Here is a 25,454-nt window from a genome sequence, read left to right as displayed (position 1 = left end):
CTGGTCCTCCGAAGTGCCGGTATTGTGCGGGCACCACCCCCTCCATCCAAGTGTGCGACGCATGCTAGATTGCGCGGGCGTGAATTCCCTCAGACTGCGATTCCAAAACCGTGAACATGCCGACCTGGCGCTGAGCCCGGGCGTGCATGCCATTGGCTATGACAGCCAGGCCGCGCTGCGCCCAGTGTCCGGCGATGCGGCGCTGGTGCAGTTCTGCGTGGACCGTCGCGGCGTCTGGCTGCAGGTTCGCGAAGGCGCGCACGGCCTTCACGTCAACGGCCGACCGGTGCGGCGGATGGCGATGCTGCGTGTTGGCGACGCGATCTTCGTCGACGGCATCGAGCTGTTGCTGCTCGCCGCCGACCCGCTGCCGGCACCGGTCGATTACGGATTCTCCGGCGGCGCCGACACACGGATGCTGCTGCGTGGCGTCGGCGGCTCCCATCACGGCCGCAGCTTCACCCTTGACCGGGCGCGAACCGTGGGCCGTGCCGGCGAGTGCGACATCCGCATCAACGAGGCGTCCTTCGTCGACCGCCATGCCCGCCTGGAAGCCCACGCCGACGGCGTGGTCCTGCGCGACCTGGGTTCGGTCGAAGGCAGCATCGTCAACGGCCGGCCGGTGCGCCACGCGCTGCTGCAGCCGGGCGATCAGGTGGTCTTTGGCAGCCAGCACCGGTTCGTCGTCGAGGCCCCGGTGCAGCGCATGGCCGGGATCGAGGCCAGCGCTCCTGCTCCGGTCCGCACCGCCCCCGTCGAGGAGCCGCGTGCGCCTTCGACCTTGCCGCAGTCGGTCCGGCGCATGCCGTGGCTGTTGCTGGCGGCGTTGCTGATCGCCGCCGCGCTCAGCTTGTTGCTGCTGTACGGCGCGCGTTGAGCGCGCGCAGCTTCTTCCACGCCCGCCAGCCCAGCAGCAACGCCAGGATGCCGGCGTACAGGGCCGGTTCGCGGATGTCGGATTTGACCAGCCACCAGAAGTGCAGCACCGCCAGCACGGCGATGACATAGACCAGCTGGTGCAGGCGGGCCCAGTTGCGGCCGAGCCTGCGGATCGCCGCCTGGGTCGAGGTGATGGCCAGTGGCAACAGCAACAGCCATGCCGCGAAGCCGACGGTGATGTAGGGGCGCTTGACGATCTCGCTGAAGATCGTCGCCCAGTAGCCACGCAGGTCGAGCACCAGGTACGCGCTCAGGTGCAGCGTTGCGTAGGCGAAGGCGTACAGGCCCAGCATCCGGCGGAAGCGCAGCAGGGCCGGCTGGTTGCTCAGTTGCCGCAACGGCGTGATCGCCAGGGTGATCATCAGGAACCGCAACGCCCACAGGCCGAGCCGATGTTCGATCGCCGCCACCGGGTCGGCGCCCAGGCCGCCGCTGCCGGTGAGGAACTCGGCACGGATCTGCCACGCCAGGATCGCCGCCGGCGTCAGCGCCAGCAGGTGCACCACGGCCTTGCTGGCGAACAGGGCCCTGGGGCCGGGTCGCCACACGCTCATGCCCGCCACGCCGTCAGAACCACTTCTTCAGGTCGAGGCCGGTGTACATCCCGGCGACCTGGTCGGCATAGCCGTTGAACATGCGCGTCGGGATGCGTTCGGCAAACAGCTTGCTGGCCGTGCCGGCAATGCGGCGCTCGCTCTTCTGGCTCCAGCGCGGATGGTCGACGTTGGGATTGACGTTGGAGAAGAAACCGTACTCGCTGGGCTGGGCTTCGTGCCAGGCCGTCTCCGGCATCTTCTCGACGAAATCGATGGCCACGATCGACTTGATCGACTTGAAGCCGTACTTCCATGGTGTGACCAGCCGCAGCGGAGCACCGTTCTGCTGCAGCAGCGGCTTGCCGTAGATGCCGGTGGCCAGCAGCGTCAGCGGGTTCATCGCCTCGTCGATGCGCAGCCCCTCGCGGTAGGGCCAGTCGAGCGCGGGATAGCCCACGCCCGGCATCTGCTTTGGATCGGCCAGGGTGGTGAAGGCCACGTACTTGGCCTGCGACGTCGGCTCGAAGCGCTTGAGCACCGCGGCCAGCGGCACGCCCAGCCACGGGATCACCATCGACCAGCCCTCGACGCAGCGCAGGCGGTAGACGCGTTCTTCCGGGGTAAGGCCCTTGATCAAGTCGTCGAGCGAAAGTGTGCCGGGTTTGGCGCAATGGCCGCCGACGGCCACCGACCACGGACGCGTGCGCAGCGTTCGCCCGGCCTGCGACGGGTCGGCCTTGCCGGTGCCGAACTCGTAGAAATTGTTGTAGCTGGTGACGTCCTCGTAGCGGGTCAGCACTTCGTCGGTGCGGAAGCCCGAGCGCGCCTGTGCCGGCGTTATCGCCACCTTTGGCGGAGGCGGCGGCTCGGCTCCGGAGCAGCCGGGCAGGGCCAGCGCCGGCGCCGCGGCGACCGCGGCCAGGAGCTGCCGTCGCCCGCGGTAAACCGCTTCGTCGGTGATGTGCGATGAGGGGATCTTCAGTGCGTCACGCAGTGACATTGTGCTGCTCCGGATCGGTACGGCGATGCGCGGGGGGAGCGCACCATTCACGACTATAGAGGGCGCGAGCGCGGGAAAAGTTGCGCGGGTAACCATGAATCCGTTACCTGTTGCAGTGCGGCATACTTGGCCGCTCAGCGCCAATCCCCCTGTGAACCCTTACCTGACTGGAGCGTTCGATGTCCCGCGCCTTCAACTTTGCCGCCGGTCCCGCAACCCTGCCCGAGCCGGTCCTGCGGCAGGCCCAGGAAGAACTCCTGGACTGGCACGGAGTAGGCGCCTCGATCGTGGAGCTTAGCCACCGGGGGCCGGAGTTCATGAAGGTCGCCGCACAGGCCGAGGCCGACCTGCGCAGCCTGGTCTCGGTCCCGGACGATTATGCGGTGTTGTTCCTGCAGGGCGGGGCGACGCTCCAGCAGGCGCTGATGGCACTCAATTTCACCTCGCCGGGTCAACGCGTCGACTACGTCGTGACAGGGCATTGGGGCAAGACTGCACTGAAGCAGGTCCGGCCGTACTGCGACGTCAACATCGCCGCCGATGGCGAGGCAGGTGGTTTCCGCGACATCCCGGCGCGCGACACCTGGCAGCTTTCGCCCGATGCCGCCTATGTCCACTACACCGCCAACGAAACCATCCACGGCGTCGAGTTCCGCGACATTCCCGACGTGGGCGACGTGCCGCTGTTTGCCGATTTCAGCTCCTCGATCGCTTCCGGGCCGCTGGATATCTCCCGGTTTGGCCTGATCTATGGCGGCGCGCAGAAAAACCTCGGCCCGGTCGGCGTAGCGGTCGTCATCGTCCGCCGAGACCTGCTGGAACGTGCCGGCCAGCCGCGTGCGGAAATCCTCGACTATCGCGCCCACCTCAAGGGCGACTCGATGCTCAACACGCCGCCGACCTGGAACTGGTACCTGGCCGGCCTGGTGTTCAAGTGGATGCTGGCGGAGGGCGGCGTGGAAGAGTTCGCCCGCCGCAACGCGCGCAAGGCCGGCCTGTTGTATGACGCGATCGACCACTCCGGAGGCTTCTATCGCAATGAAGTGGCGCCGGCGGCGCGTTCGCGCATGAACGTGCCGTTCTTCCTGCACGACCCCGCGCTCGATGCAGCCTTCCTCGAACAGGCTGCACAGCACGGCCTGATCTCGCTCAAGGGCCATCGCGTGCTCGGCGGCATGCGCGCGTCGATCTATAACGCGATGCCGGAAGAGGGCGTGCAGACGCTGGTGGCCTTCATGCGCGATTTCCAGCAGCGCAACGGCTGACGATCCGCTCCTCTCCCGTCCGCGGGCGAGGGGGCTCAAGAGACAACAAGGCGATACACGAAATGAGCAGCAACAAGAAGTCGCCGGCCAAGCCGGCAGCAAAGAAGACCCCGGCCAAGGCCACCAAGGCAGCGGCAGGCAAGGTGTCGAAGGTGGCCAAGGCCGCCGGCGCAGGCAAGGTCACGGCCGCCGCAACGGCCCCGGCAGCACCGGCCTCGCTGGCATCGCCCGACCTGCTTGCCTTGCGCGAGCGCATCGACGGCATCGACCGCCACATCCAGCAGTTGATCGCCGAGCGTGCGCAGTTCGCCAACCAGGTCGGCAAGGCCAAGGGCAAGCTCGCCGCCGCGGTCGACTACTACCGCCCCGAGCGCGAGGCGCAGGTGCTGCGTCGCGTGGTCGATCGCAATGACGGCCCGCTCAACGATGAAGTCCTGGTGCGGCTGTTCCGGGAAATCATGTCGGCATGCCTGGCGCAGCAGGAGCCGCTGAAGATCGGCTACCTCGGGCCGGAAGGCACCCATTCGCAGCAGGCCGTGTACAAGCACTTCGGCCACTCCATCCATGGCCTGCCGCTGGGCAGCATCGAGGAAGTGTTCCAGGAAGTGGAGGCCGGCCATGCCGACTTCGGCGTGGTGCCGGTGGAGAACTCCACCCAGGGCACCATCCAGTCGACGCTGGACATGTTCCTGACGTCGAAGCTGAAGATCTGCGGCGAAGTCGAACTGCGCGTGCACCAGCACCTGCTCTCGCGCAGCGGCCGCATGGAGGACATCGAGCGCGTCTACTCGCACCCGCAGTCGTTCGCCCAGTGCAAGGCCTGGCTGCGCCAGTACCTGCCCAAGGCGGAGAAGATCGCGGTCGGCAGCAATGCCGAGGCGGCCCGGCGCGCGCGAAGTGCCGACGACGCTGCCGCCATCGCCGGCATCAGCGCCGCCAACGTCTACGGGTTGAAGTCCATTGCCGGCCCCATCGAGGACCGTCCCGACAACACCACGCGCTTCCTCGTGCTTGGCCGCGAACTGTTCACCACCTCGGGCAACGACCGCACTTCGCTGCTGGTGTTCATCAAGGACCAGCCGGGCGCGCTGCATCACGTGCTGGCGCCGTTCGCCCGGCACGGCCTGAGCATGAACCGGATCGAGTCGCGCCCGGGCCATACCGGCCTGTGGCAATACGCGTTCTTCATCGACGTCGGTGGCCATGTCCATGACGAGGCGATGCGCCGCGCGCTGGACGAACTGGACGAGTACGCACAGGAAGTGAAGGTGCTCGGGTCCTACCCGGTGGCGATCGCATGAGCCTGGCGGCTGGCCACGACGGGGCAGGGCGCGCCGGCGAGCGTCCGGCGTTCGACGAGGCCTGGTTCGCCAGTCGCGCCAGTGCCGGCGTGCAGCGCCTGCGCGCCTACGACCCCGGCCACGACCTGGTCGGGATGCGCAAACGCTTTGGCGAGGCCAACCTGGTCGAGCTCGGTTCCAACGAGAATCCCTATGGCCCGTCGCCGGCCGCGCGCCAGGCGGTGGTCGAGCAGTTGCAAGCGCTGCACCGCTATCCCGATCCGCTCGGCGCCGACCTCAAGCGGGCACTGGCGGCCAGGCATGGGGTCGATCCGGCGCAGATCCTGCTCGGCAATGGCTCGCACGAACTGCTGATGCTACTGGGCCAGGTGTTTGCCGGGCCCAGTGACGAAGTGGTCTGCTCGCAGTACGGATTCGCGGTGTTTGCATTGGCCACGCAGGCAGCCGGCGCCACGCTGCGGATGGTCGACGCGCTGCCGCGCGACCATGCCGTGATGCCGCTGGGTCACGACCTGGACGCGATCGTCCGGGCCATCGGCGCAAAGACGAAGCTGGTGTTCCTGGCCAATCCGAACAACCCGACCGGCACCTGGTTTGGTCGCCAGGCCTTTGAGGCCTTCATGGCGCGCGTGCCGGCCGAGGTGATCGTCGTCATGGACGAGGCCTACGCCGAGATGGCGCAGGCCGATGCCGATGCCGCCAGCGCGCTGCCCGCACTGGCCGCGTACCCGAACCTGCTGCTCACCCGCACCTTCAGCAAGGCCTATGGCCTGGCCGGCATGCGCGTGGGTTACCTGATCGGCGCGCCGGGCCTGGTTGCGGTGATGGAGCGCCTTCGCGAGAGCTTCAATGTCAACGGCCCAGCGCTCGCCGCCTGCGAAGCCGCGCTGGGCGACGAGGCGCACCTGCAATGGGCCTGCGAGTGCAATGCCGCGCAGCGCGCCGAACTGGCTGCGCAGCTTGGGCAGCGTGGGCTGCGCGTATACCCGTCGCAGACCAATTTCGTGCTGGTCGAGTCCGGTCCGCGCACGGCGCAGATTGAGGCAGACCTCGTCGCGCGCGGCGTGGTGTTGCGACCGATGGGGGGCTACGGCCTGCCCGAGTGCCTGCGCATCACCGTCGGCACGGCCGACGAGAACCGTCGCCTGCTGGCGGCACTGGACGCGGCGCTGGCATGAGCACGGAATCAGGCACTGGCAACACCCGCCAGGACTGGATCGCACGCAGCGGCGGACACCCGTTGCGCGGCAACCTGCGCGTGCCCGGCGACAAGTCGGTCTCGCACCGCGCGATCATGCTTGGCGCACTGGCCGAAGGCACGACCCGGATCAGCGGTTTCCTGGAAGGCGAGGACACGCGCGCCACCGCGCGCGTCTTCGAGCAATTGGGCGTACGCATCGAAACCCCGAGCGCGAGCGAACGCATCGTCCATGGCGTCGGCCTGCACGGCCTGGTCGGCAGCAGCAACCCGCTCGACTGCGGCAATGCCGGCACCGGCATGCGCCTGCTTGCCGGAGTACTTGCCGGGCAAGCGTTCGACAGCGTGCTGGTCGGCGATGCTTCGTTGTCGAAGCGGCCGATGCGCCGCGTGACCGAGCCGTTGTCGCAGATGGGCGCCGTGATTGGTTCGCAGGAGGGCGGGCTGCCACCGTTGCGGATCCGTGGTGGCGCCAGCCTGCATGGCATCGACTACGCCTCGCCGGTGGCGAGCGCGCAGGTGAAGTCCGCGCTGCTGCTGGCCGGCCTGTACGCGCACGGCGAGACCAGCGTGCACGAACCACACCCGACGCGCGACTACACCGAACGCATGCTGGCCGCCTTCGGCTGGCCGATCGAGTTCTCGCCCGGGCACGCGCGACTGTGCGGCGGCCATCGGCTGGTGGCGACGGACATCGCGGTGCCGGCAGATTTTTCCTCGGCGGCATTCTTCATGGTGGCCGCCAGCATCGTTCCCGGTTCCGAGATTCGACTCGAGGCCGTCGGCATGAACCCGCGCCGGACCGGTCTGCTGACCGCCCTGCGGCGGATGGGTGCCGACATCCGCGAGGGGAACGCCAGCGAGCAGGGTGGCGAACCCGTTGCCGACCTGCTGGTCCGGTACGCCCCGTTGCGCGGCATCGACATCGGCGGCGACCTGGCGCCGGACATGATCGACGAGTTCCCGGCGCTGTTCGTCGCCGCCGCGTGTGCGCAGGGCAACACCACCATCCGCGACGCCGCCGAGCTGCGCGTGAAGGAGTCCGACCGCATCGCCACCATGGCGCAGGGCCTGCGCGCGCTGGGCATCGAGGTTCAGGAGCACCCCGACGGGGCGACCATCGTGCCCGGGCCGATCGGCGCCGGCACAGTCGACAGCCACGGCGACCACCGCATCGCCATGAGCTTCGCCGTGGCCGCGCAGCGTGCAGCGGGTGAGGTGCGCGTGGCCGATATAGCCAACGTTGCAACGTCGTTCCCCGGATTTGAATCCCTTGCCGCTTCAGCTGGCGTATGGCTGAGCACGGCACCGTGACTTAGACTCGAACGGTCTTGTCCGTGTCCCCCGAAGCCAAGATTGTGTCCCAGCAGACTTTTCACACGGGCATGACCGGCCGCCGTGCGGGTCGGAATGTGCCCGCGGCAGCCGTCGTGTCTGCCCACGTGACCCCGCGATTGCTGCGGGTCGCTTTGTGCGGCCTGGGATTCCTGGCGTTCTTCGCCATGACCGACTTCGGTCTGTACCTGCGCCCGGAGTCGGGTGCGGCGATCGCCCTGCTGGCCATGTTGTTCGCCGGCTGGGCGCCGTGGCGTGAGCTGAAGGCATTGCCGGTCGTGCGGATGCTGGGCATCTTCATCGCCTTCCTGCTCGTACACGCGGCATATGCGACCTGGGTCGTGCCCCAGACCGATTACTCGGGCCAACTGTCCATCGTCGCCAAGCTGGTGCGGCTGGGCGTGTTCTGCTGCGTCGTGGGCTGGTGGCTGTCGATCTGTCCGCGCGCCATTCCAGGGCTGCTGGGGCTGATGGTGCTGGGTCTGCTCGTGGCCGTGCTGTACCACATGCCATGGCATTCGCTGCCGGGCATCTGGGATGGCCAGGTGCGCCCGCGCTTCGGCATACCGGAGAACCTCAGCGGCCAGTTGGCCGCGGTCGGTGGCTGGCTGGCGATGTGCCTGTTGATCGGCGTCTGGCGCGACCATCCACGCGGCCAGCGTCGCGGCTGGCTGATCGCGGCGGGGCTGGTTGCCTACGCCGGCAGCTTCTGCGTGCTGCTGTTCTCGCAGTCGCGTGGCGCCTGGCTCGCATTCCTCTCGGCCACGCCAGTGGCCATCCTGGGCTACTGGCTGACGCGGCGTCCGCGCGGGCTGCGGTCGCTGCCGTGGCAGCCGATCGCGCTGGTGGCGGTGATCTCGGTGCTGCTGACGTTGGCGGCGTGGGACATTTTCTCGGTGCGCTTTGCCGGGGCCGACCGGTTGCTGCCTGTGGCAGAAGAGGCTTCGACCTCGGTGGCTGCTACCGATTCGCCGGAAACCGGAGCGCCGTCGTCTGATGGCGCCGCATCTGCCCGACCGGCAGCAGCCAGGCCCGCCAGAAATCCGGGCACGCCCGCTGCGGGGGGCTCCGGCGCTGCGGCCGATGCCCGGCCCACTTCGACCATCGACACCACGGTTCCTGGCAACAAGGCCATCGGCATCCGTGTGCGCCTGTACGAGCTGGGCGTCGCGCGTTTCAAGGAGCGCCCGCTGCTGGGATGGGGCCTGGACTCCACGCCGGTGCTGATTGACGCCGCGCACCTGGACCTGGCCGGCGAACACCATGTCCACCTGCACAACTCCTACCTCGATGCGCTGGTGGGGATTGGGCTGGTGGGCTCGTTGTTGCTGCTGCTGGTGTTCGCCATGGTGATGCGCGAGCTCCACCTGGCATGGCGCACCGGGATCATTTCCACCGCGAGCTTCTGGGCGCTGATCGGCTGCGTCGGCATCGTCCTGGTCGCCAACTCGTTCGATTCGCTGCTATGGCGTTTCGAGTACGCGCGCGCGCCGCAGGAGCTGCTGTTTGGCTGCTGCATCGCCTATGCATTGATCCGGCGCCGCGGTTCGGCCGCCGGCGCGTGACGCTAGCGTTGCGCGTCGAACCTGATCGGCACGATCACCGAGCCACTGGCCGGCTGGCCATTGCTCATGGCCGGACGGAAACGCCAGCGGCGCACGGCGTCCACCGCGGCACGATCGAGATAGCGTGATCCGCTGCTGCCTTCGACGCTGACCTGTGCCGGAACGCCATCGGCTCCGATCTCGACCCGCACGTTGACGGTGCCACTTTCGCCACGACGCAACGACTGGGTTGGGTATCGCGGCGAGGGCGTCTGACCCGGAAGCGGTTCGGGCCGGGTAGTGGCAACGGCAACCGGCGCCGGGGCGGGGTGCGGCAGGGTCGGGGGCGCAACGGGAGGCGCGGTCTCCACCAGGCGCGGTTGTTCGTCGCCTCCGGTGGTGTCGCTGCCCGGTGCCTTGGCCACGCGACTGGCGCTGTCGGCTCCTGCGGCCGGCATGGGCGCAGGCAGTGGGGCGTAGTCGGGCGAAGCGGTGGTGGGCAACGAGCCGACATCGCGTCCGGCGCCGCGGTTTCGACCCAGGGACAGGACCAGGGCAAACAGCACCAGGCCTGCCATGAACGCCAGCAGGACCCACAGCAGTGAGCGTCGGGATGGCAGCCAGCTGGACAGCGAAGCTGCCGACGGAAGGCGCGGGGTCGCAGGAGCGGATAGGGACATGGGCCGTCCGTCAGGGATTCTCAGGCGATTCTGACCATCGCAGCGTTAATGATTCGGCAACCAGACGGCTCGGGATGCCGCTGCGCGCCATTCCACGCGATAATCGCGACCTCGATCACCCCACGCCCCCGACATGCTCGATCCGAACCTGCTGCGCCAAAACCCCGCCGAACTCGCGCTGCGCCTGCGCCAGAGCCGGGGCTACGACCTCGACGCCAATGCGCTGGAAGCGCTGGAAGGCGAGCGCAAGCAGATCCAGGTCCGGACCCAGGAGCTGCAGAACCTGCGCAATACCCGTTCCAAGGCGATCGGAATGGCCAAGGCCAAGGGCGAGGACGTGGCGCCGCTGATGGCCGAAGTCGCCGGCTTCGGCGATGAGCTCAAGGCCAGCGAGGCGCGCCTGGAAACCATCCGCGGCGAGATCGAGGCGATCGCCTTGACCCTGCCCAACCTGCCGCACGAATCGGTGCCGGCCGGGCAGGACGAAAGCCACAACGTCGAGCAGCACCGCTGGGGCACGCCGCGTGCTTTCGAATTCGCGGTCAAGGACCACGTCGAACTGGGCGCACGCAACGGCTGGCTCGACGGCGACACCGCGGCCAAGCTCAGCGGCGCGCGCTTCACCGTGCTGCGCGGGCAGCTCGCTCGCCTGCATCGCGCGCTGGCGCAGTTCATGCTCGACCTGCACACCAATGAGCACGGCTATCAGGAAACCAGCGTGCCGTTGCTGGTCAACGCCGACAGCATGCGCGGCACCGGCCAGCTGCCGAAGTTCGAGGACGACCTGTTTGCCACCGTGGTCGGCGACGGCGAGAGCGCGCACAAGCGCTACCTGATCCCGACCTCGGAAGTGCCGTTGACGAACATCGTGCGCGACGAGATCGTCGAGGCCGAGGCCCTGCCGTTGCGCATGACCGCGCATTCGATGTGCTTCCGCGCCGAAGCCGGCAGCCACGGCCGCGATACCCGCGGCATGATCCGCCAGCACCAGTTCGAGAAGGTGGAGCTGGTCACCATCGCGCAGCCGGAAGAGAGCTACGCCGAACACGACCGCATGACCCGCTGCGCCGAAGTGGTGCTGGAGAAGCTCGGCCTGCCGTATCGCCGCGTGCTGCTGTGCACCGGCGACATGGGCTTTGCCGCGACCAAGACCTACGACCTGGAGGTCTGGCTGCCTTCGCAGGACACCTACCGCGAGATTTCCTCGTGCTCCAACTGCGAGTCGTTCCAGGCGCGGCGCATGCAGGCGCGCTGGCGCAATCCGGCGACCGGCAAGCCCGAGCTGGTGCACACGCTCAACGGTTCGGGCGTGGCGGTGGGCCGTGCGCTGATCGCGGTGATGGAGAACTACCAGAACGAGGACGGCTCGATCACCGTGCCCGACATCCTGCGTCCGTACATGGGCGGCCAGGAGCGGATCGCCTGACGATCCCGCATTGAATGACCGGTTCCGACCGGACAAAAAAACGGGCCCGCATCGCGGGCCCGTTGCGTTTCCGCCCCAAGCGGGGAGGGGTGGGGCGGGAACGCCCAGTCAGGCGGCCTGAATCAAGGAAGGGGAATCCTCGGGGGTTATCAGGCGGCCTGTGCCAGAGGCGAACGGATGGACGCATGGGCAGCGGCCAGGGCGTCGGTGCGGTGCTGGTCGGAGTAGGCCACGCCTTCGGCCCGGACGATCTCCAGATCGGTCACGCCCAGGAAGCCAAACACATGGCGCAGGTACGACTCCTGGAAGTCGGCCGGGCTGGTGTCGCCGTAGATGCCGCCGCGACCGCTGGCGATGATCACGCGCTTGCCACCGGCCAGGCCCTCGGGGCCGGCTTCGGTGTAGTGGAACGTGCGGCCGGCAACGGCGACACGGTCGATCCAGGCCTTCAGCGTCGAGGGGATGCTGAAGTTGTAAAACGGGGTTCCGATCACCACTACGTCGGCATCCAGGAATTGCTGGATCACCGCCTCGGCGGCGTCGGCCTCAGCCTGGTCGGCCTTGGCCAGGGCACGGCCGGTCAGGTGCGGGATCGGATCGGCGTCGAGGTCGCGGTACTCGACCTTCAGGCCGGAATGCGACTCCTGCCAGCGATTGACGATCGCCGAGCTGAGTTCGCGGGTAATGGAATTGGCGCCCAGGGCGCTGGAGTCGAGGTGAAGGAGCTTCATGACGGGCCTGTGCAGCAGATACGGCGGGAGTGCCGGGTTGGACGACAATCTAGGCCGTTGCTTATTTGGGATAAAGCTGGTCAACTACCACTAACTGTTCTGGAATTGGAATTATCGCCATGCAGGACCTGAACGATCTGTACTACTTTGCAATGGTGGTCGAGCACGGCGGTTTCGCCGCGGCCGAGCGCGCGCTGGGCATCCCCAAGTCGCGCCTGAGCCGCCGCATCAGCCAGCTCGAGACCGATCTGGGCGTCCGCCTGCTGCAGCGCTCGACGCGCCGCTTCGCCGTCACCGACGTCGGCAACAGCGTCTACCGGCACGCCCAGTCGATGCTGGCCGAGGCCCAGGCGGCGCACGAAGTGGTCGACCGCCTCAGCGCCGAGCCGCGAGGCGTCATCCGCGTCAGCGTCCCGGTCGGGATGGCCCAGCAGCAGATGCCCAGGTTGCTGCCGGAGTTCCTCGCCCGGTTCCCGCAGGTGCGGGTGCAGTTGCTGGTGAGCAATCGCCGCGTCGACATCATCAATGAAGGCATCGACGTCGCCTTGCGCGTGCGCGCCAAGCTCGACGACGACGGCAGCCTGGTGATGCGCAGCTTCGGCCAGATCCAGGAACTGCTGGTCGCCAGCCCCGACTATCTGCGCCGCATGGGCCGGCCGAAGAACCCGGACGAACTCAGCGAGCACGTCACCCTCAGCATGAGCGAGGACGACGCGCGCCAGCGCTGGGAGCTGCACGGCCCCGATGGCGACGTGCGCCGGGTCGAACTCAAGCCGCGCGTGATGGGCTTCGACTTCCCGATGCTGATGTCGCTGGCCCAGCAGGGCGTCGGCATCACCCTGCTGCCTGAGACCATCTGCGCCGACGCCGTGCGCCGCGGCGAGCTGGAAGTGGTGCTGCCGAACTGGCGCCTGCCGCAGGGCATCTTCCACGCCGTGTTCGCTTCGCGCCGCGGCCTGTTGCCGGCGGTGCGGGTATTCATCGATTTCATTGCCGAAAAGGCGCCCGGACTGGTCGAGTCAGCCCGGTTGCAGTGCAAGGAGATCAAGGGCATGCCGTGCCCGGAGGACGCGACCGCTCCGATTCCGGCGGCAGAAATCCGCATTCCTACTCAGGCCTGACGGCACGCAGGCTTGATGGCGGGCGGGCCTGACAGCGGGCAGGCCGGGCCGCGCGAAGGCATGCGACAATGCGCGACCCGCCAGGCGGGTCATGCATGAAGCGCTGTCGCCAGACGATCCGGAGAGATGGCCGAGTGGTTTAAGGCAGCGGTCTTGAAAACCGCCGTGGTAGCAATACCACCGTGGGTTCGAATCCCACTCTCTCCGCCATGCTTCAACCTGGAACGGCCGCTGCTGTAGCCTAAGCCTCCGTCAACCCAGCCAACGCGCCCATGGATACGCGCAATTTGAACCGTGTTTTCGAGAGCCTTCAGGGCGAATCGGTTCTTTTGCGAGCGGTCCCGGGATTCCCGGTTGTCGCCATGACCCGGCAGATGCGCTCCACCTCGGTGGACCCGGGCAACACCCTCGGGCGTCCGTACTTCGAATTGTTTCCCGACTCGCCGCAGGCGCCTGGGAGCGTGGCCTCGCTTACCGCCTCGTTCGAACGCGTGATACGGACCCGCTCGACGGACCACCACGCGCAGCGATTCGACGTGCTTGATCCTTCCACCGGCAACGTCGTGGAGCGCTACTGGTCGGCGGTCAACAGCCCGATCCTCAATGATGCCGGTGATGTGGAATACATCCTCCATCAGGCTCAGGACGCGGCGATCGAGCGGCACCACGGGTCGACGGCCATCCTGGATGCGATGGACCGCGAACGCCTGACTGCCAAGTCCGAGCACCAGCGCCGCATCTACGAAACCGCACTCAACAACACGCCCGACTTCGTCTACATCTTCGGCACCGACCTGCGCGCCATTTACGCCAACGACTCCCTGCGGAAGGTGTGGGGCGTGGAGGACGTGCGCGGGAAGGTGTGGATGGAACTGGGCTACGAGCAGTGGCACGCCGACATGCACGACCGAGAGCTGGCGCAGGTCATCGCGACCAGGGCGCCGATCCGGGGCGAGATCCCGTTCACCGGCACCAACGGTCGCCGCATCTACGACTACATCTTCGCTCCCGTGTTCGACGCTGCCGGCGACGTGGTCGCCGTGGCGGGGACCACGCGGGACATCACCGATCGGCAAGCCGCCGAGCAGATCGTTCGCGAACACGCAGACCGGCTGGCCGAGGCCGACCGGGCCAAGGACGAGTTCCTGGCGACGCTGTCCCACGAGCTCCGCAATCCGCTGGCTCCCCTGCGCAACGGGATCCAGATCCTTCGTCACACGACCAGTGCCGACAGCCCGCACGTCCAGATTCACGAGGTCCTGGAGCGCCAGGTCGACCACCTCGTGCGTCTCGTCGACGACCTGATGGATGTGTCGCGCATCACCCGGGGGAACGTGTCGTTGCAGCTCGAGCCGGTCGAGCTTGGGGTGGTGGTGGACAGTGCTGTGGAAGCGGTGCAGCCGGAAATCGACGCAGGCCGCCATCGGTTGGCCATCGATATGCCGGTGCCTTCGCTGGTGCTGCAGGCTGATCGCGTCCGCCTGGCGCAAATCCTGACGAACCTGCTGAACAACGCCGCGAAGTACTCCGAGCCAGGCGCCGACATCGTGCTGCGTGCCCACGTGGCCGATGGCTCGTTGCTGCTGTCGGTGAGCGACACCGGCATGGGCATGGAGCCTTCGGACATTCCACACCTGTTCGAGATGTTCACCCGGGGAGGGTCGGCGAGGTCATCTCACCAGGAGGGGCTCGGTATCGGCTTGACACTGTCGCGCCGCCTGGCTGCCTTGCACGGCGGTTCGCTCGACGGCTCCAGCGGCGGTCCGGGCAAGGGAAGCACCTTCACCCTGCGAATTCCGTTACCCGACAACGGCGAGGGTTGGTTGGCCGATCCCAGCCGGAACGACGCTGCCATCGTCCCCGGACTTCGATTGCTGCTTGCCGATGATGTATGCGATGCCGGCAACAGCCTTGCCGAAGTGCTGCGCCTGTCTGGCGCGGTGGTGCATGTCGTCGACAACGGCGCTGACGCCCTGGCCCAGTTCGAGAGTGTCGACCCGGATGTCGTGATCCTCGACATCGGAATGCCCCGAATGACCGGCTATGACGTTGCCCGCGCCCTCCGGGCGCGCGGAGTCAAAGTGCCACTCATCGCGTTGACCGGCTGGGACCAGCCCGCCGACCGCGAACGCGCGTTTGCCGCGGGGTTTGATCATCACCTGGTCAAGCCCATCGCGATTCCCGTCCTCGTCAGGTTGCTTGCATCGTTGCAAGCCTCGGGGCGAGGTTCCGAACTGCCCGCCGCCTGCAAGACCTAGGGCCTGCGCAGGTCGCTCGCCCGCGTCCGCGCGATCATGGCGCGGGAAGAGGCCATTCCGCCTCGACGTGGTGGAGGACGCCGTCGTCGACCAACGGGAAACCGAAGTCCGCCTGTTCGACGCCATCCAGGCGCAGCGTTGCAGGTCCTGTATCACCCTGCTTGACCCGGATCGAGTACAGGCTGGTCCCGTAACGGTATTGCAGGCGGTACTCGGGCCAGTCGACGGGCAGGCACGGATGCAGCGACATGTGGGCACCGGTGCGCTGCAGGCCCAGCAGCGATTCGGTCAGCAGGCGATACATCCAGCCCGCCGAACCGGTGTACCAGGTCCAACCTCCGCGGCCCACATGCGGCGCCACCCCGTACACGTCGGCGGCCAGTACGTACGGTTCGACTTTGTAGCGCGCGGCATCATCGGCATCGAGTGCGTGGTTGACGGGATTGATCATGCGCGCAAGCTCCCAGGCCCGCGCCGAATCTCCCTGCCGGGCGAACGCCATCGCCGCCCACACCGCGGCATGCGTGTACTGCCCGCCGTTCTCGCGCACCCCGGGCACGTAACCGCGGATGTAGCCGGGGTCATTGGTGGTCCGGTCGAACGGAGGATCCAACAGCTGGATCAGCCCGGCATCGCGCCGCACCAGATAGCGGTCCAGCGATGCCATGGCCTGGCGCGCACGCGCGTCGTCGGCGGCGCCCGACAGCACCGACCAGCTTTGCGAGATGGAGTCGATCCTGCATTCGTCGCTCCTGGTGGAACCCAGCGGAGTGCCGTCGTCGAACCACGCACGCAGATACCACTGTCCGTCCCAGCCATGGGCTTCCAGGTTCGCGCGCAATCGCTGCGACTGGTCATGGCAATAGGCGGCGAAGGTGTCGTCGCCGCGAGCGTGGGCAACCTCTTTGAAGCGCTGCAGGACGTCGAAGAGGAAAAAGCCCAGCCATACGCTCTCGCCGCGACCGGCCTCGCCGACCCGGTTCATGCCGTCGTTCCAGTCGCCGGTGCCGATGAGCGGCAGGCCGCGTTCGCCCAGCAGAGAGCAGCCGCGTTGCAACGCCAGCACGCAGTGGTCGTAGAACGGCTGTTGCAGGTACGAGGCCACCGGCATGTCGTAATAGGATTCTTCGTCGGGATTGACCGGGCGCCCGTCGATGAAGCGCACGTTCTCGTCCAGCACGCTGGTATCGCCGGTCACCGCCAGGTATCGACACGCAGCCAGTGGCAGCCACAGATAATCGTCCGAGCAACGCGTGCGCACACCGCGTCCCTGCGGCGGGTGCCACCAGTGCAGCACGTCGCCCTGCGGGAACTGGTGCGCTGCACACAGCAGCAGGTGCTCGCGCGTGAGCGCCGGCATGGCGTGCACGGTCGCCATGGTGTCCTGCAGCTGGTCGCGGAAACCAAACGCCCCGCCGGACTGGTAGTAGCCGCTGCGCGCCAGATATCGACAAGCCAACGTCTGGTAGAGCAGCCAGCCATTGGCCAGCGCGTCGACGCTCGGGTCCGGTGTCTTCACCTGTACGGTGGACAGCACATGGCGCCAATGGATACGCACGGTATCAAGCACATCGTGGGCCCGCTGTGTGCCGCGCCACCTTGCCGCCAGCTGCAGGGCTTCGCCATAGTCCTTGCCGACGCCCAGGCGGAACACCGTTTCCACCTCCTGGCCATCGCCCAGGGTCAGTGGCACCTGGATGGCCGCACACGGGTCCAGTCCCACGCCGAGCCGGCCGGACAGGCGCTCGCGCCGCAACGCCGCCGGGTCATCCAGGCTGCCGTTGCGGCCGAGGAACTCGGTGCGGTCGGCGGTGTAGCTGCAACCGCTTGCATCGGTGTCGAAGAAGGCGACGCGCCCGCTGAACTCCGTGTTGTAGGGGTTGCGCGCCGTCAGGACGCCGATGTCGGTATTGAGCTCGCTGACAACGTGCATCTGCGACTTGACCCGTATGTCGCCCAGAACCCATTCAACGTAGCCGGTCGCGGACAGGCGACGTTCGCGGCCGGACAGGTTGCGCAGCTTCAGCACCGAGAACTTGACGGCATCCTCGGTGGCGACATACACCCACAACTCGCTGGCGATGCCATCCTCGATGTGTTCGTAGACGCTGTAGCCGAAGCCGTGACGGGTGCGGTAGGCACCGCGACCGCGACGCGGCAATGGCATCGGCGACCAGACGTGTCCGGTTTCCTCGTCGCGCAGATAGAACGCTTCACCGCCGGTGTCGGCGACCGGATCGTTATGCCACGGGGTCAGGCGGAACTCGTGTGCGTTCTCGAACCAGGTATAGCCCGGGGTGCTTTCGCTCACCACGGTGCCGAAATTCTCGTTGGCCAGCACATTGGACCACGGTGCCGGAGTGGGGGCGCCTTCGCGCGAGACGATAACGTACTCGCGACCATCGGCCGAGAAGGCACCGGTACCGTTGTCGAAGAGCAATTCGTCGGCGACCGCGTCGAATGGCCAGGCATCTTCCATGTCGACGCCGGTCGTGGCCGGTGGCAAGCCGGCCCATCCGTCTGCATCCGCCACGTCGGGCGTGGTTTCCACGTCCGGCAACAGGTCAGGGACCGTGCGTTCGGGCGTCACGTGGCGGCCAACCTGGGCGGCGAGCGTGCCCTTCTGGTCGCTGACGATCACCCGCGCCACCGACTGCAGCAGGATGCGGTCCTCCTGCGAGATCTGCTGGGCGGGACGCACGAAGATGCCGCCAGGGCGGTCGAGCACGTTGACCTCCGGGTCGGCGGAAACCATCCCCAGGATCTGTTCCTGCAGCTGCTGCCGGTATCCGGCCTGGCTCTCGTTCCAGATCACCAGGTCGGCTCGCAGGCCTTTCAATCGCCAGTACGCATGCGCCTGCACCATCTGGCGAACCAGTTCGATGTTGTCCGAGTCGGCGATCTGCAGCAGCACTATGGGCAAGTCGCCGGAGATCGCATGGCCCCACAGCCCGGACTGGCCGCGCTGGTTCTGCAGCAGCACCTCCGCGTCGGCGCGCAGCAACGGATGCGCATAGACGATCAGCCCGGCCAGGCGCTCGTAGAGCTGCGCATCGGCCTGGGAGGCGTTGATCTGGCGCCTGACCACCTGGCTGTGGGTCCAGGCCAGGTCGAACACGCGGTCGGCCAGGCGACGGTCGCGGTATTTGTCGACCAGCTCCAGGCAGGCATCGCGGTCCGCGCCTACGCCGTAGACCATGTCGATCATCGCGGTCTGTTCCGGCGCCAGTTCGATCCTGCACCGTATCGCCACGATGGGATCGAGCACCGACCCCTGGGTATCCGACAGCGCTTCATCGGTCGAGAGCGCGCGCGGAACGCGCGGCGTGTTGCCGCGCCCGAGGAAGCGCGCACGGTCGGTTTCGTAGGAGATCGCACTGATGTCGGCGTCATGCACCGCGACCAGGTGGAACATCCACGGCGGCACTTCATCGTGCGCGCGCGGGCGCCGGGTGCAGATCAGCGCCTGCTTCTCCCGCGCGATCTCGGACTGGACGAACAGGTTGCTGAATGCCGGATGCAGTTCATCTGAGATGGCCGGGGCCAGCACGACCTCGGCGTAGGTGGTGATCTCGATCGTGCGCGTGCGGCGACTGCGATTGCTGAGCCGCACCCTGCGCAGTTCGATGTCGTCCTCGGCCGAAATGGCGATCTCCAGGTGGCTGTCATAGCCGCGCTTGCGTCCGCGGAATTCAGCCTTGGCATCGGAGAAGATCGCCTCGTACTGTTCCACCGGGACGCCGGTCGGGTGCAGGGCCGCCGACCAGAACTCGCCGCTTTCGACATCACGCAGGTAGCAGAAGCTGCCCCAATGATCGCGGGTGCCATCCTCGCGCCAACGCGTGACGGCCATCTCGCGATGCCGGCTGTAGCCGCCGCCGGCGCTTGTCAGCAAACCGTGGTAACGGCCGTTCGACAGCATCTGCACCGCAGGTCGTGTGGTGCCTGGATTGCGGAAGACGCGCAGTTGAGTCTCCGACTCGCCCGGCGTTGCGCGCGTGCCCAGGGTCTCGGCTTCGTGCGGGTGGAACACACCGGTATGCGGGATGCGCTCCTGCAACAGCAGCACGGTGGCCTGGAATTCGGCATCGGCGACGAAGCGCTTCTGCATCGGTTGGTGGCGCAACAGATGGTCCAGCGACAGCAGGCCCATGCCCTGGTGGTGGGCCATGAAGGAGCGCACCACCACGAATTCCTGGCCATGCGGAACGCGTGTGGGCGTGTAGTCGATCGCTTCGTACAGGCCGAAGTGACCGCCGAAGCCCAGCGCGGTCAGTCGCTGCAGGTTCTGGCACGCCGCTTCCGGCGCCACCATCAACGCCATCATGCTGGCATAGGGCGCGATTACCAGGTCCTGGCCCAGGCCGCGCTTGAGCCCCAGTCCCGGCACGCCGAAGGCGCGGTACTGGTAGTTCATGCGGGCATCGACGGTGTTGTATCCGGACTCCGACACCCCCCACGGCACCGATCGCTGTGCACCATGGGCGATCTGCGCCTCCACCGCGTGGTTCGAGGTCTGGTCCAGCAGGGTATCGGGATAGCTGGGCATCACCAGTTGCGGCATCAGGTACTCGAACATCGAGCCGCTCCACGACAACAGCGTGGCATCGCCGTTGACCTCGGTCAGCAGCCGTCCCAATGCGAACCAGCTTTCCTGTGGCAGCTTGCCCTGGGCGATCGCCACGAAGCTGCACAACCTCGCTTCCGATGCCAGCAGGTCGTAGAAGCCGGCATCCAGCCGGTGTTCGTCGAGGTTGTAGCCGATCGACAGCAGGTGGCGCGCGCGGTCGTAAAGGAACTCGTATTCCATCAGCGAGAACTGGCCCGCGACATGCGCCAGTCTTTCGAGCTGGTGGATGCGTTCTCGCGCGCGTGTCGACGCCTGCCCAGCCGAGGGCTGCTGGCGCAGCTGCAATAGCGTGGGAACGGGCTGGCTGGCCGCGGCACCTTCAGCGGCATCACCCGCCTGGTCGGGCGCGAACAGGCGCAGCTCGGCCAGTGCGGCCTCGCAGGTCTCAAGCAGCAGGGTGGGCCAATGCGGTGCGTTCGTGTCATCGCTGGCGATCTTCGGCCAGACGGCGTCAATCTCACCGGCGCGCAGCAACAGTTGCGAAAGGGTGCGTTCGGCATCGCCCATGGTGGCGGGCGGCTGCGCACGGGCAGGTTCGAGCGCGGCACGGAAGTTGGCCACCGCCGCGACCAGTGCATCACCGCCGAGGCCTGCGTCCCTGCGCGTTTCGTCCAGGACGCCCACGGTGTCGGCCAGTCCGTCGAATGTGCAGCCCGACAGCACCGGCGCGTCCACAAGCGCCAGCAGCCCTTGCCGAAGGGTCAGCAGATGCCCGGCCAGGTTGCCACTGTCGACAGTGGAGATGTAGCGCGGATGCAGCGGCTGCAGCGTCTCGGTGTCGTACCAGTTGAAGAAATGGCCACGATGGCGCGGCAGCCCTTCCAGGGTGGCGAACACCAGTCGCGTGCGCTCCATCACCGTGCCCACCTGCACGTAGCCCAGGTCGTAGGCCGAGAGGTTGGCCAGCAACGACAGGCCGATGTTCGTCGGCGACGTGCGTCGTGCCACCACCAGTGCCGGATGCTCCTGCACGTTGTCCGGCGGCAGCCAGTGATCTTCGGCGCGGACGTAGGTTTCGAAGAATCCCCAGGTGCGGCGTGCCAGCCTGCCCAGGAATGCCAGCTGGCCGGCGGACAGGTTGGCGTCGGGCCGCGAGGGCGGGTGGCCCATCCAGGCCATGATCGCCGGCGACAGCAACCACAGCCCCAGCAGGGGAGCCGCAACCCACAGTGACGAAGGCTGCACGAGCGCCAGCAGCACCGTCACGGCGACCGCGAACAGCGGCGCCGGCGCCATGCCTTGGAACTCCGCCCCCATGCCGCTGCCCAGGCTTCGCTCCACCTCGCTGGAGGGGTTCCACTGCAGCAGGTGTCGGCGACTGACTGCCAGGCGCCACAGGGTGCGCGCGATCGCGCCCAGGCTGAGGAATGCTTCGAATGGCAGGCAGGCAATGTTTACCAGACAACGCTGCAACTGGCGCAGCGTGGAGTTTCCGATCCGTACCAGATGGGCTTCCAGTGGCATGTCCACCGGAATGACGAAGGCGTCGCGAAGCGCAGGCAGCAGCACAGGCAGCAGCCACAGGCACAGCAGCCATCCTGTCCAGGCCAGCGGATGGGGCGAGAACAGCCAGCCCAGCACCAGCAACGACGTGGCGGCGACCGGCACCAGACTGCGTCGCAGGTTGTCCAGCAGCTTGCCGCGCGACAACCACGACAGCGGGCTGCGCTCGTAGCCCCCGGTTGCGCGCGGGACCCACGGCAGCAGCCAGGGCAGCAGTTGCCAGTCGCCGCGAATCCAGCGATAGCGCCGCTTCACATCGGCTGCGTACCGTGATGGATATTCCTCGAACAGGCGCACGTCGCTGACCAGCCCTGCACGCGCGTAGCAGCCTTCCAGCAGGTCATGGCTGAGAATGCGGTTGTCGGGAAAGCGATCGGCCAGCGCAGACTCGAACGCGTCCACGTCGTAGATGCCCTTGCCAACGAACGAGCCCTCACCGAACAGGTCCTGGTAAACGTCCGATACGGTGCGCGTGTACGGGTCGATGCCAGGTTCGCTGCCGAACATGCGCGCGTAGCGCGAGCTGCGGCGTCCTCCCAGGCTCGTTCCCACGCTTGGCTGCAGGATGCCGTAGCCGCGCATGACCCGGTGCTGACGCGAGTCGAAGCGGGCGCGGTTCAGCGGGTGGGCGAGGGTGGCGACGAACTCGCGGGCCGCATCGCGTGGAAGGCGGGTATCGGTATCGAGGGTAATCACGTACTGCACGTCGCCGAGCACGGCGGTCTTGCCGGTCACCTGCAGGAAGTCCTCATCACCCTTGCCGCGCAACAGCTGATTCAGCGCCGCCAGTTTGCCGCGCTTGCGCTCGTAGCCCATCCAGCGACCTTCGCGTGGATTCCACTGGCGCGGGCGGTGGAACAGGAAGAACAAGTCGCCGCTTTCGGGCGCATAGCGCGTATTGAGCAGTTCGATCTGCTGCACGGCCCGCGCCACGAGCGCTTCGTCCGCGGGAATGGTCTGCTCGTCTGCATCGAGGAAATCGGTCAGCAACGCGAAGTGGAGATGGCGGTCGCGGTTGGCCAGAAAGCGTACTTCCAGCCCTTCCACCAGGCTGTCGACGCCTTGCGCACTGCCGAGCATGCTGGGTACCACCACGAGCGTGCGCGATTGGGCTGGAATGCCTGTCGAGAAATCCATTCGCGGCAACGGCCGCGGCGCCACCAGCAGGGTCGCAGCCCAGTTGACGAGGGCGATGGCCATTTCGCTGAAGGCCACCACCGCCAGCGCCAGCAGTACCCACAGCGGGACGGCAGGCGCCGCAATGCGGGCAACATCCGACAGCAGGCCCCATGCGAACAGTCCGGTGATCGCGGCGATCGGCGCCAGGTAGACCGGCAGCGGAATGCGGCGAGATGGCAGCCTCGCGAGTCGGTGGGCCTGACTGGCCGCTGCCACGGCGGCCCGGGTCTGTTTCACCCCGTCATCGACCAGGTAATAGCCGACATGCGCCTGGATCGGGTCAATGGCCGCGTCCGCGTCGGCCTGTGCCAGCTGCAGCACGATGTCGGCGACATCCTCTTCGGTGGCGCCGCTGAGGCGTGCGATGGTCTCCACCACGTGGCGGTAACTGTCGCGCGTGCTGAAATCCATCAGGGCATACGTGCCGGCAGGGTCTTCGCGCAGACGGTGCTCGACCACGCTCATGCTCTCGACGAAATTGCGCCAGTCCATGTTGGCCAGGAAGCGCAGGCTGGCGATGCTGTTGCTGATCGAGACCTGGTCGGCGGCCTGTTGCTGGCTTTCCAGGTGAACCAGTTCCTCGATTCTGTGGCCGCCGTCCGCGACCCACTGTTCCAGCCACGTGATCGCCATGGACAGCACCGATCCGCGACCCTGCAATCCTCGCGTCAGCTCGGAGACGAAGGCGCCCGACAGTGGGGGCCTGGAGCGCGCCATGTCGGCGACCACCAGTACGACGTCCTTGGGATTGGCCGCAGCGGTCTCGTTGAGCAGTTCGGCCCATTCGCTCGCCAGCCGATGGTCCACGCCATCGCGCATGACCCGCACGGCCATGCGGCGGAGATTGTCGATCAGGGCCAGCCTCAGCATGATGGGAATTGCCCACAGCTCGCCGAGTTTCAGCGCGGTGACCGACTGGTAGGCAGCCACGAATCGGCTGATGTTCTCGCCATCGATACGGCCATCGCCATGCGCGATCGCCTCCAGCGAGAGGTCGTAGACACGGGGAAGGCCGGCCGACGGCCCCTCGCGCAACGAGGGCAGCTGGCGGCTGTAGCCTTTGGGAAGGTGCCTGCGCGCGGTGTGGATCTGTTCTTCCACCAGATAGTAGTTGTCCAGCAACCACTCACCGGCGGGGGTGATGCGCATCTCCTGCTGCACCATCCTGGTGAGCAAGGTGCTGGCGTCATCCAGCAGGCCCTCGTTCTCCTCGAGACGGTCCAGCAGCCGTTCCGGGCCCGGTCGCGAATGCACCCGGTGCGAACGGGCCAGCGCCCTGCCGTGAAGCTCCATCTGCTCGGCGTTGAACAACTGAGAGCGTAGTGGTGCTTCGGCCTGCAGCGTCCGCTTTGTCGCCGCGCGGCGCCATCGCCACAAACGCCTGCGCAAGCGCAACCAGCGACTGAAAATGCTCCAGCGGTTGGGCATTGGAAATCCTGTGGGCCGGGGATCCCGCCGTGGCATCCATCCTTGCATCCGGGCCGCGGCCCGGACGTGAAAGCTCGACCACACCAGAGCGCTCACCGCGGTGCAGGCCGGAGGGTGGTTGACCGACAGGCACAGTCACTGGACCATCGGCTTCCGCCTCATGGGGGGGCTCAATCATTGGAGGTCTCGTGGCAGTAGACGTGGTGGTCCGCCGGGCACAAGCAGGTGATGAGGACGCGTTGTCGCTGGTCGGGCAGGCGACATTCCTGGAGACGTTCTCTGGCATTCTGGACGGAAGGGCAATCACGGAGCACTGCCGCAGGGCGCATTCGCCCGCGCAGTACCTGCATTGGCTGGCTGACTCGCGATCGGCGGTCTGGCTGGCGGGCGCCGTCCCGGGCGATGCGCCGGTGGGCTACCTGGTTGTAGCGGTGCCGGACCTCCCAGGCGCGAACCCGGATCGTGACCTCGAGCTCAAGCGAATCTATCTGCTCGGGCGTTTCCAGGGTGGTGGCCTGGGCAAGCGGCTGCTGCGGCAGGCTGTCGAGCATGCCGAGGGAGTCGGAGCGGCCCGGCTACTGCTGGGTGTCTATGCCGGAAATCTCGCGGCAATGGCCTTCTATGCGAAACAGGGATTCAAGCACCTTACGGATCGCCAGTTCGTGGTGGGTGGAACCGCCTACGATGACCGTGTGATGAGTCTGGACCTTGGCAGATGACCGTTGGCCTGCTTCGCGGCCATCAGGGTGGAGCGGCACATTCCTTTCGGCGCCCCGCCGCTCCCCTGGTCAATCCGACGGCATTACTGCTTGGTCGGAACGTTGACCTTGTCGATGCCGTGGATGACGCCGTTGCTCGAGCCGATGTCGGCTGAAGTAACCAGCGCGCCAACAATGCTGACCTTGTCGTCGGTCATCTTGATCGGAGCAGACTGGCCGTTGACGGTCCTGGCTGCATCCCACTTGCCGATGTCGGCAACGAGTTTGCGGCCGCTGACAACGTGATAGTTCAGCAGCAAGACGAGCTATTCCTTGTTCTCGGGCTTGAACAGATTCTCCAGGCGGCCTTCCGGCAACTTCTCGAACGCTGCATCGGTCGGTGCGAAGACAGTGAACGGGCCCACGCCGCGCAGCGTGTCGCTCATGCCTGCGCGGTCGATTGCCTTGCCGAAGGTCTTGAACGAACCATTCGCGGCGGCAGTGTCGACGAGGTTCTTGCTGTTGGGGGGTAGCCTGTTAGTTATTCGTGATCTGACGACACAACGGCGAATGTGTTCATCGGGCGGTGTGTGTCGGTGAAACTTCGGTGATGCCGCGGCAAAGGTGCTACATTCAAGCTCGCACTGCGTTGTCGAACGCCTCTGCCCTTAGGCCTGCCACG

Annotated in this window: 15 protein-coding genes, 1 tRNA gene and 1 pseudogene; 11 read left to right on the top strand and 6 right to left on the bottom strand. The window is 66.9% G+C overall.

Annotation, left to right across the window (positions count from 1 at the left end):
- Window positions 1-79: 79 nt before the first annotated feature.
- Window positions 80-877, top strand: a complete 798-nt coding sequence (locus tag AC1DER_RS02180) for an FHA domain-containing protein (RefSeq protein ID WP_477245621.1) — start codon at window positions 80-82, stop codon at window positions 875-877.
- On the opposite strand, the gene AC1DER_RS02175 is transcribed toward AC1DER_RS02180, so the two are convergent.
- On the bottom strand, window positions 846-1,493 hold the full coding sequence (locus tag AC1DER_RS02175) for a protein-methionine-sulfoxide reductase heme-binding subunit MsrQ (RefSeq protein ID WP_441816147.1): 648 nt from the start codon (window positions 1,491-1,493) through the stop codon (window positions 846-848). The two genes, AC1DER_RS02180 and AC1DER_RS02175, sit on opposite strands and share 32 nt — an antisense overlap.
- A gap of 13 nt (window positions 1,494-1,506) precedes the next feature.
- Window positions 1,507-2,475 (bottom strand): protein-methionine-sulfoxide reductase catalytic subunit MsrP, encoded by a 969-nt coding sequence (msrP, locus tag AC1DER_RS02170; protein ID WP_477245624.1) that lies wholly within the window; start codon window positions 2,473-2,475, stop codon window positions 1,507-1,509.
- A 179-nt stretch (window positions 2,476-2,654) separates the two neighbouring features.
- Here msrP and serC point away from each other — a divergent pair, with 179 nt between their 5' ends.
- The 5 genes from serC to AC1DER_RS02145 all read left to right on the top strand — a co-directional run bounded on the left by serC (window position 2,655) and on the right by AC1DER_RS02145 (window position 9,139).
- Window positions 2,655-3,740, top strand: coding sequence for a 3-phosphoserine/phosphohydroxythreonine transaminase (gene serC, locus AC1DER_RS02165; RefSeq protein WP_477245626.1), 1,086 nt, complete (start codon window positions 2,655-2,657; stop codon window positions 3,738-3,740).
- 62 nt (window positions 3,741-3,802) lie between these two features.
- Window positions 3,803-5,041: a prephenate dehydratase gene (gene pheA / locus AC1DER_RS02160; RefSeq protein ID WP_477245628.1), complete on the top strand. Its 1,239-nt coding sequence runs from the start codon at window positions 3,803-3,805 to the stop codon at window positions 5,039-5,041.
- Window positions 5,038-6,219, top strand: a complete 1,182-nt coding sequence (hisC, locus tag AC1DER_RS02155) for a histidinol-phosphate transaminase (RefSeq protein ID WP_477245630.1) — start codon at window positions 5,038-5,040, stop codon at window positions 6,217-6,219. Before pheA ends, hisC begins: the two co-directional genes overlap by 4 nt.
- Window positions 6,216-7,553 carry a 3-phosphoshikimate 1-carboxyvinyltransferase gene (gene aroA, locus AC1DER_RS02150; protein WP_477245632.1) on the top strand — a complete coding sequence of 446 codons (1,338 nt, stop codon included), beginning with the start codon at window positions 6,216-6,218 and terminating at the stop codon, window positions 7,551-7,553. The genes hisC and aroA overlap by 4 nt, the downstream gene beginning before the upstream one ends.
- A gap of 116 nt (window positions 7,554-7,669) precedes the next feature.
- On the top strand, window positions 7,670-9,139 hold the full coding sequence (locus tag AC1DER_RS02145) for an O-antigen ligase family protein (protein ID WP_477245634.1): 1,470 nt from the start codon (window positions 7,670-7,672) through the stop codon (window positions 9,137-9,139).
- Window positions 9,140-9,141: 2 nt separating this feature from the next.
- On the opposite strand, the gene AC1DER_RS02140 is transcribed toward AC1DER_RS02145, so the two are convergent.
- On the bottom strand, window positions 9,142-9,798 hold the full coding sequence (locus AC1DER_RS02140; protein ID WP_477245636.1) for an energy transducer TonB: 657 nt from the start codon (window positions 9,796-9,798) through the stop codon (window positions 9,142-9,144).
- Window positions 9,799-9,931: 133 nt separating this feature from the next.
- Between AC1DER_RS02140 and serS the strand changes: the two genes are divergently transcribed.
- On the top strand, window positions 9,932-11,224 hold the full coding sequence (gene serS, locus AC1DER_RS02135; protein WP_441816155.1) for a serine--tRNA ligase: 1,293 nt from the start codon (window positions 9,932-9,934) through the stop codon (window positions 11,222-11,224).
- A 149-nt stretch (window positions 11,225-11,373) separates the two neighbouring features.
- On the opposite strand, the gene AC1DER_RS02130 is transcribed toward serS, so the two are convergent.
- The gene (locus tag AC1DER_RS02130; RefSeq protein WP_441816156.1) at window positions 11,374-11,955 is read right to left on the bottom strand and encodes an FMN-dependent NADH-azoreductase; all 582 of its coding nucleotides are present in this window, start codon (window positions 11,953-11,955) and stop codon (window positions 11,374-11,376) included.
- Window positions 11,956-12,059: 104 nt separating this feature from the next.
- Here AC1DER_RS02130 and AC1DER_RS02125 point away from each other — a divergent pair, with 104 nt between their 5' ends.
- The 3 genes from AC1DER_RS02125 to AC1DER_RS02115 all read left to right on the top strand — a co-directional run bounded on the left by AC1DER_RS02125 (window position 12,060) and on the right by AC1DER_RS02115 (window position 15,334).
- Window positions 12,060-13,076: a LysR family transcriptional regulator gene (locus AC1DER_RS02125; protein ID WP_441816336.1), complete on the top strand. Its 1,017-nt coding sequence runs from the start codon at window positions 12,060-12,062 to the stop codon at window positions 13,074-13,076.
- 120 nt (window positions 13,077-13,196) lie between these two features.
- Window positions 13,197-13,286 (top strand) — tRNA-Ser (locus tag AC1DER_RS02120).
- 62 nt (window positions 13,287-13,348) lie between these two features.
- Window positions 13,349-15,334 carry a hybrid sensor histidine kinase/response regulator gene (locus tag AC1DER_RS02115; RefSeq protein ID WP_477245639.1) on the top strand — a complete coding sequence of 662 codons (1,986 nt, stop codon included), beginning with the start codon at window positions 13,349-13,351 and terminating at the stop codon, window positions 15,332-15,334.
- A gap of 34 nt (window positions 15,335-15,368) precedes the next feature.
- Here AC1DER_RS02115 and AC1DER_RS02110 read toward each other — a convergent pair whose 3' ends face one another.
- The gene (locus tag AC1DER_RS02110) at window positions 15,369-24,074 is read right to left on the bottom strand and encodes a glycoside hydrolase family 94 protein (protein ID WP_477245641.1); all 8,706 of its coding nucleotides are present in this window, start codon (window positions 24,072-24,074) and stop codon (window positions 15,369-15,371) included.
- A 188-nt stretch (window positions 24,075-24,262) separates the two neighbouring features.
- On the opposite strand from AC1DER_RS02110, the gene AC1DER_RS02105 reads away from it, so the two are divergent.
- The gene (locus AC1DER_RS02105) at window positions 24,263-24,793 is read left to right on the top strand and encodes an N-acetyltransferase family protein (protein ID WP_477245643.1); all 531 of its coding nucleotides are present in this window, start codon (window positions 24,263-24,265) and stop codon (window positions 24,791-24,793) included.
- 83 nt (window positions 24,794-24,876) lie between these two features.
- Here the strand turns inward: AC1DER_RS02105 and AC1DER_RS02100 are convergent.
- A pseudogene (locus AC1DER_RS02100) lies at window positions 24,877-25,317 on the bottom strand (fasciclin domain-containing protein).
- Window positions 25,318-25,454: the final 137 nt, after the last annotated feature.

The organism is Lysobacter sp. 05T417, assembly GCF_056396405.1.
Note: the sequence above shows the minus strand (reverse complement) of the source record. Positions and strands in the feature narration are given on the sequence as shown.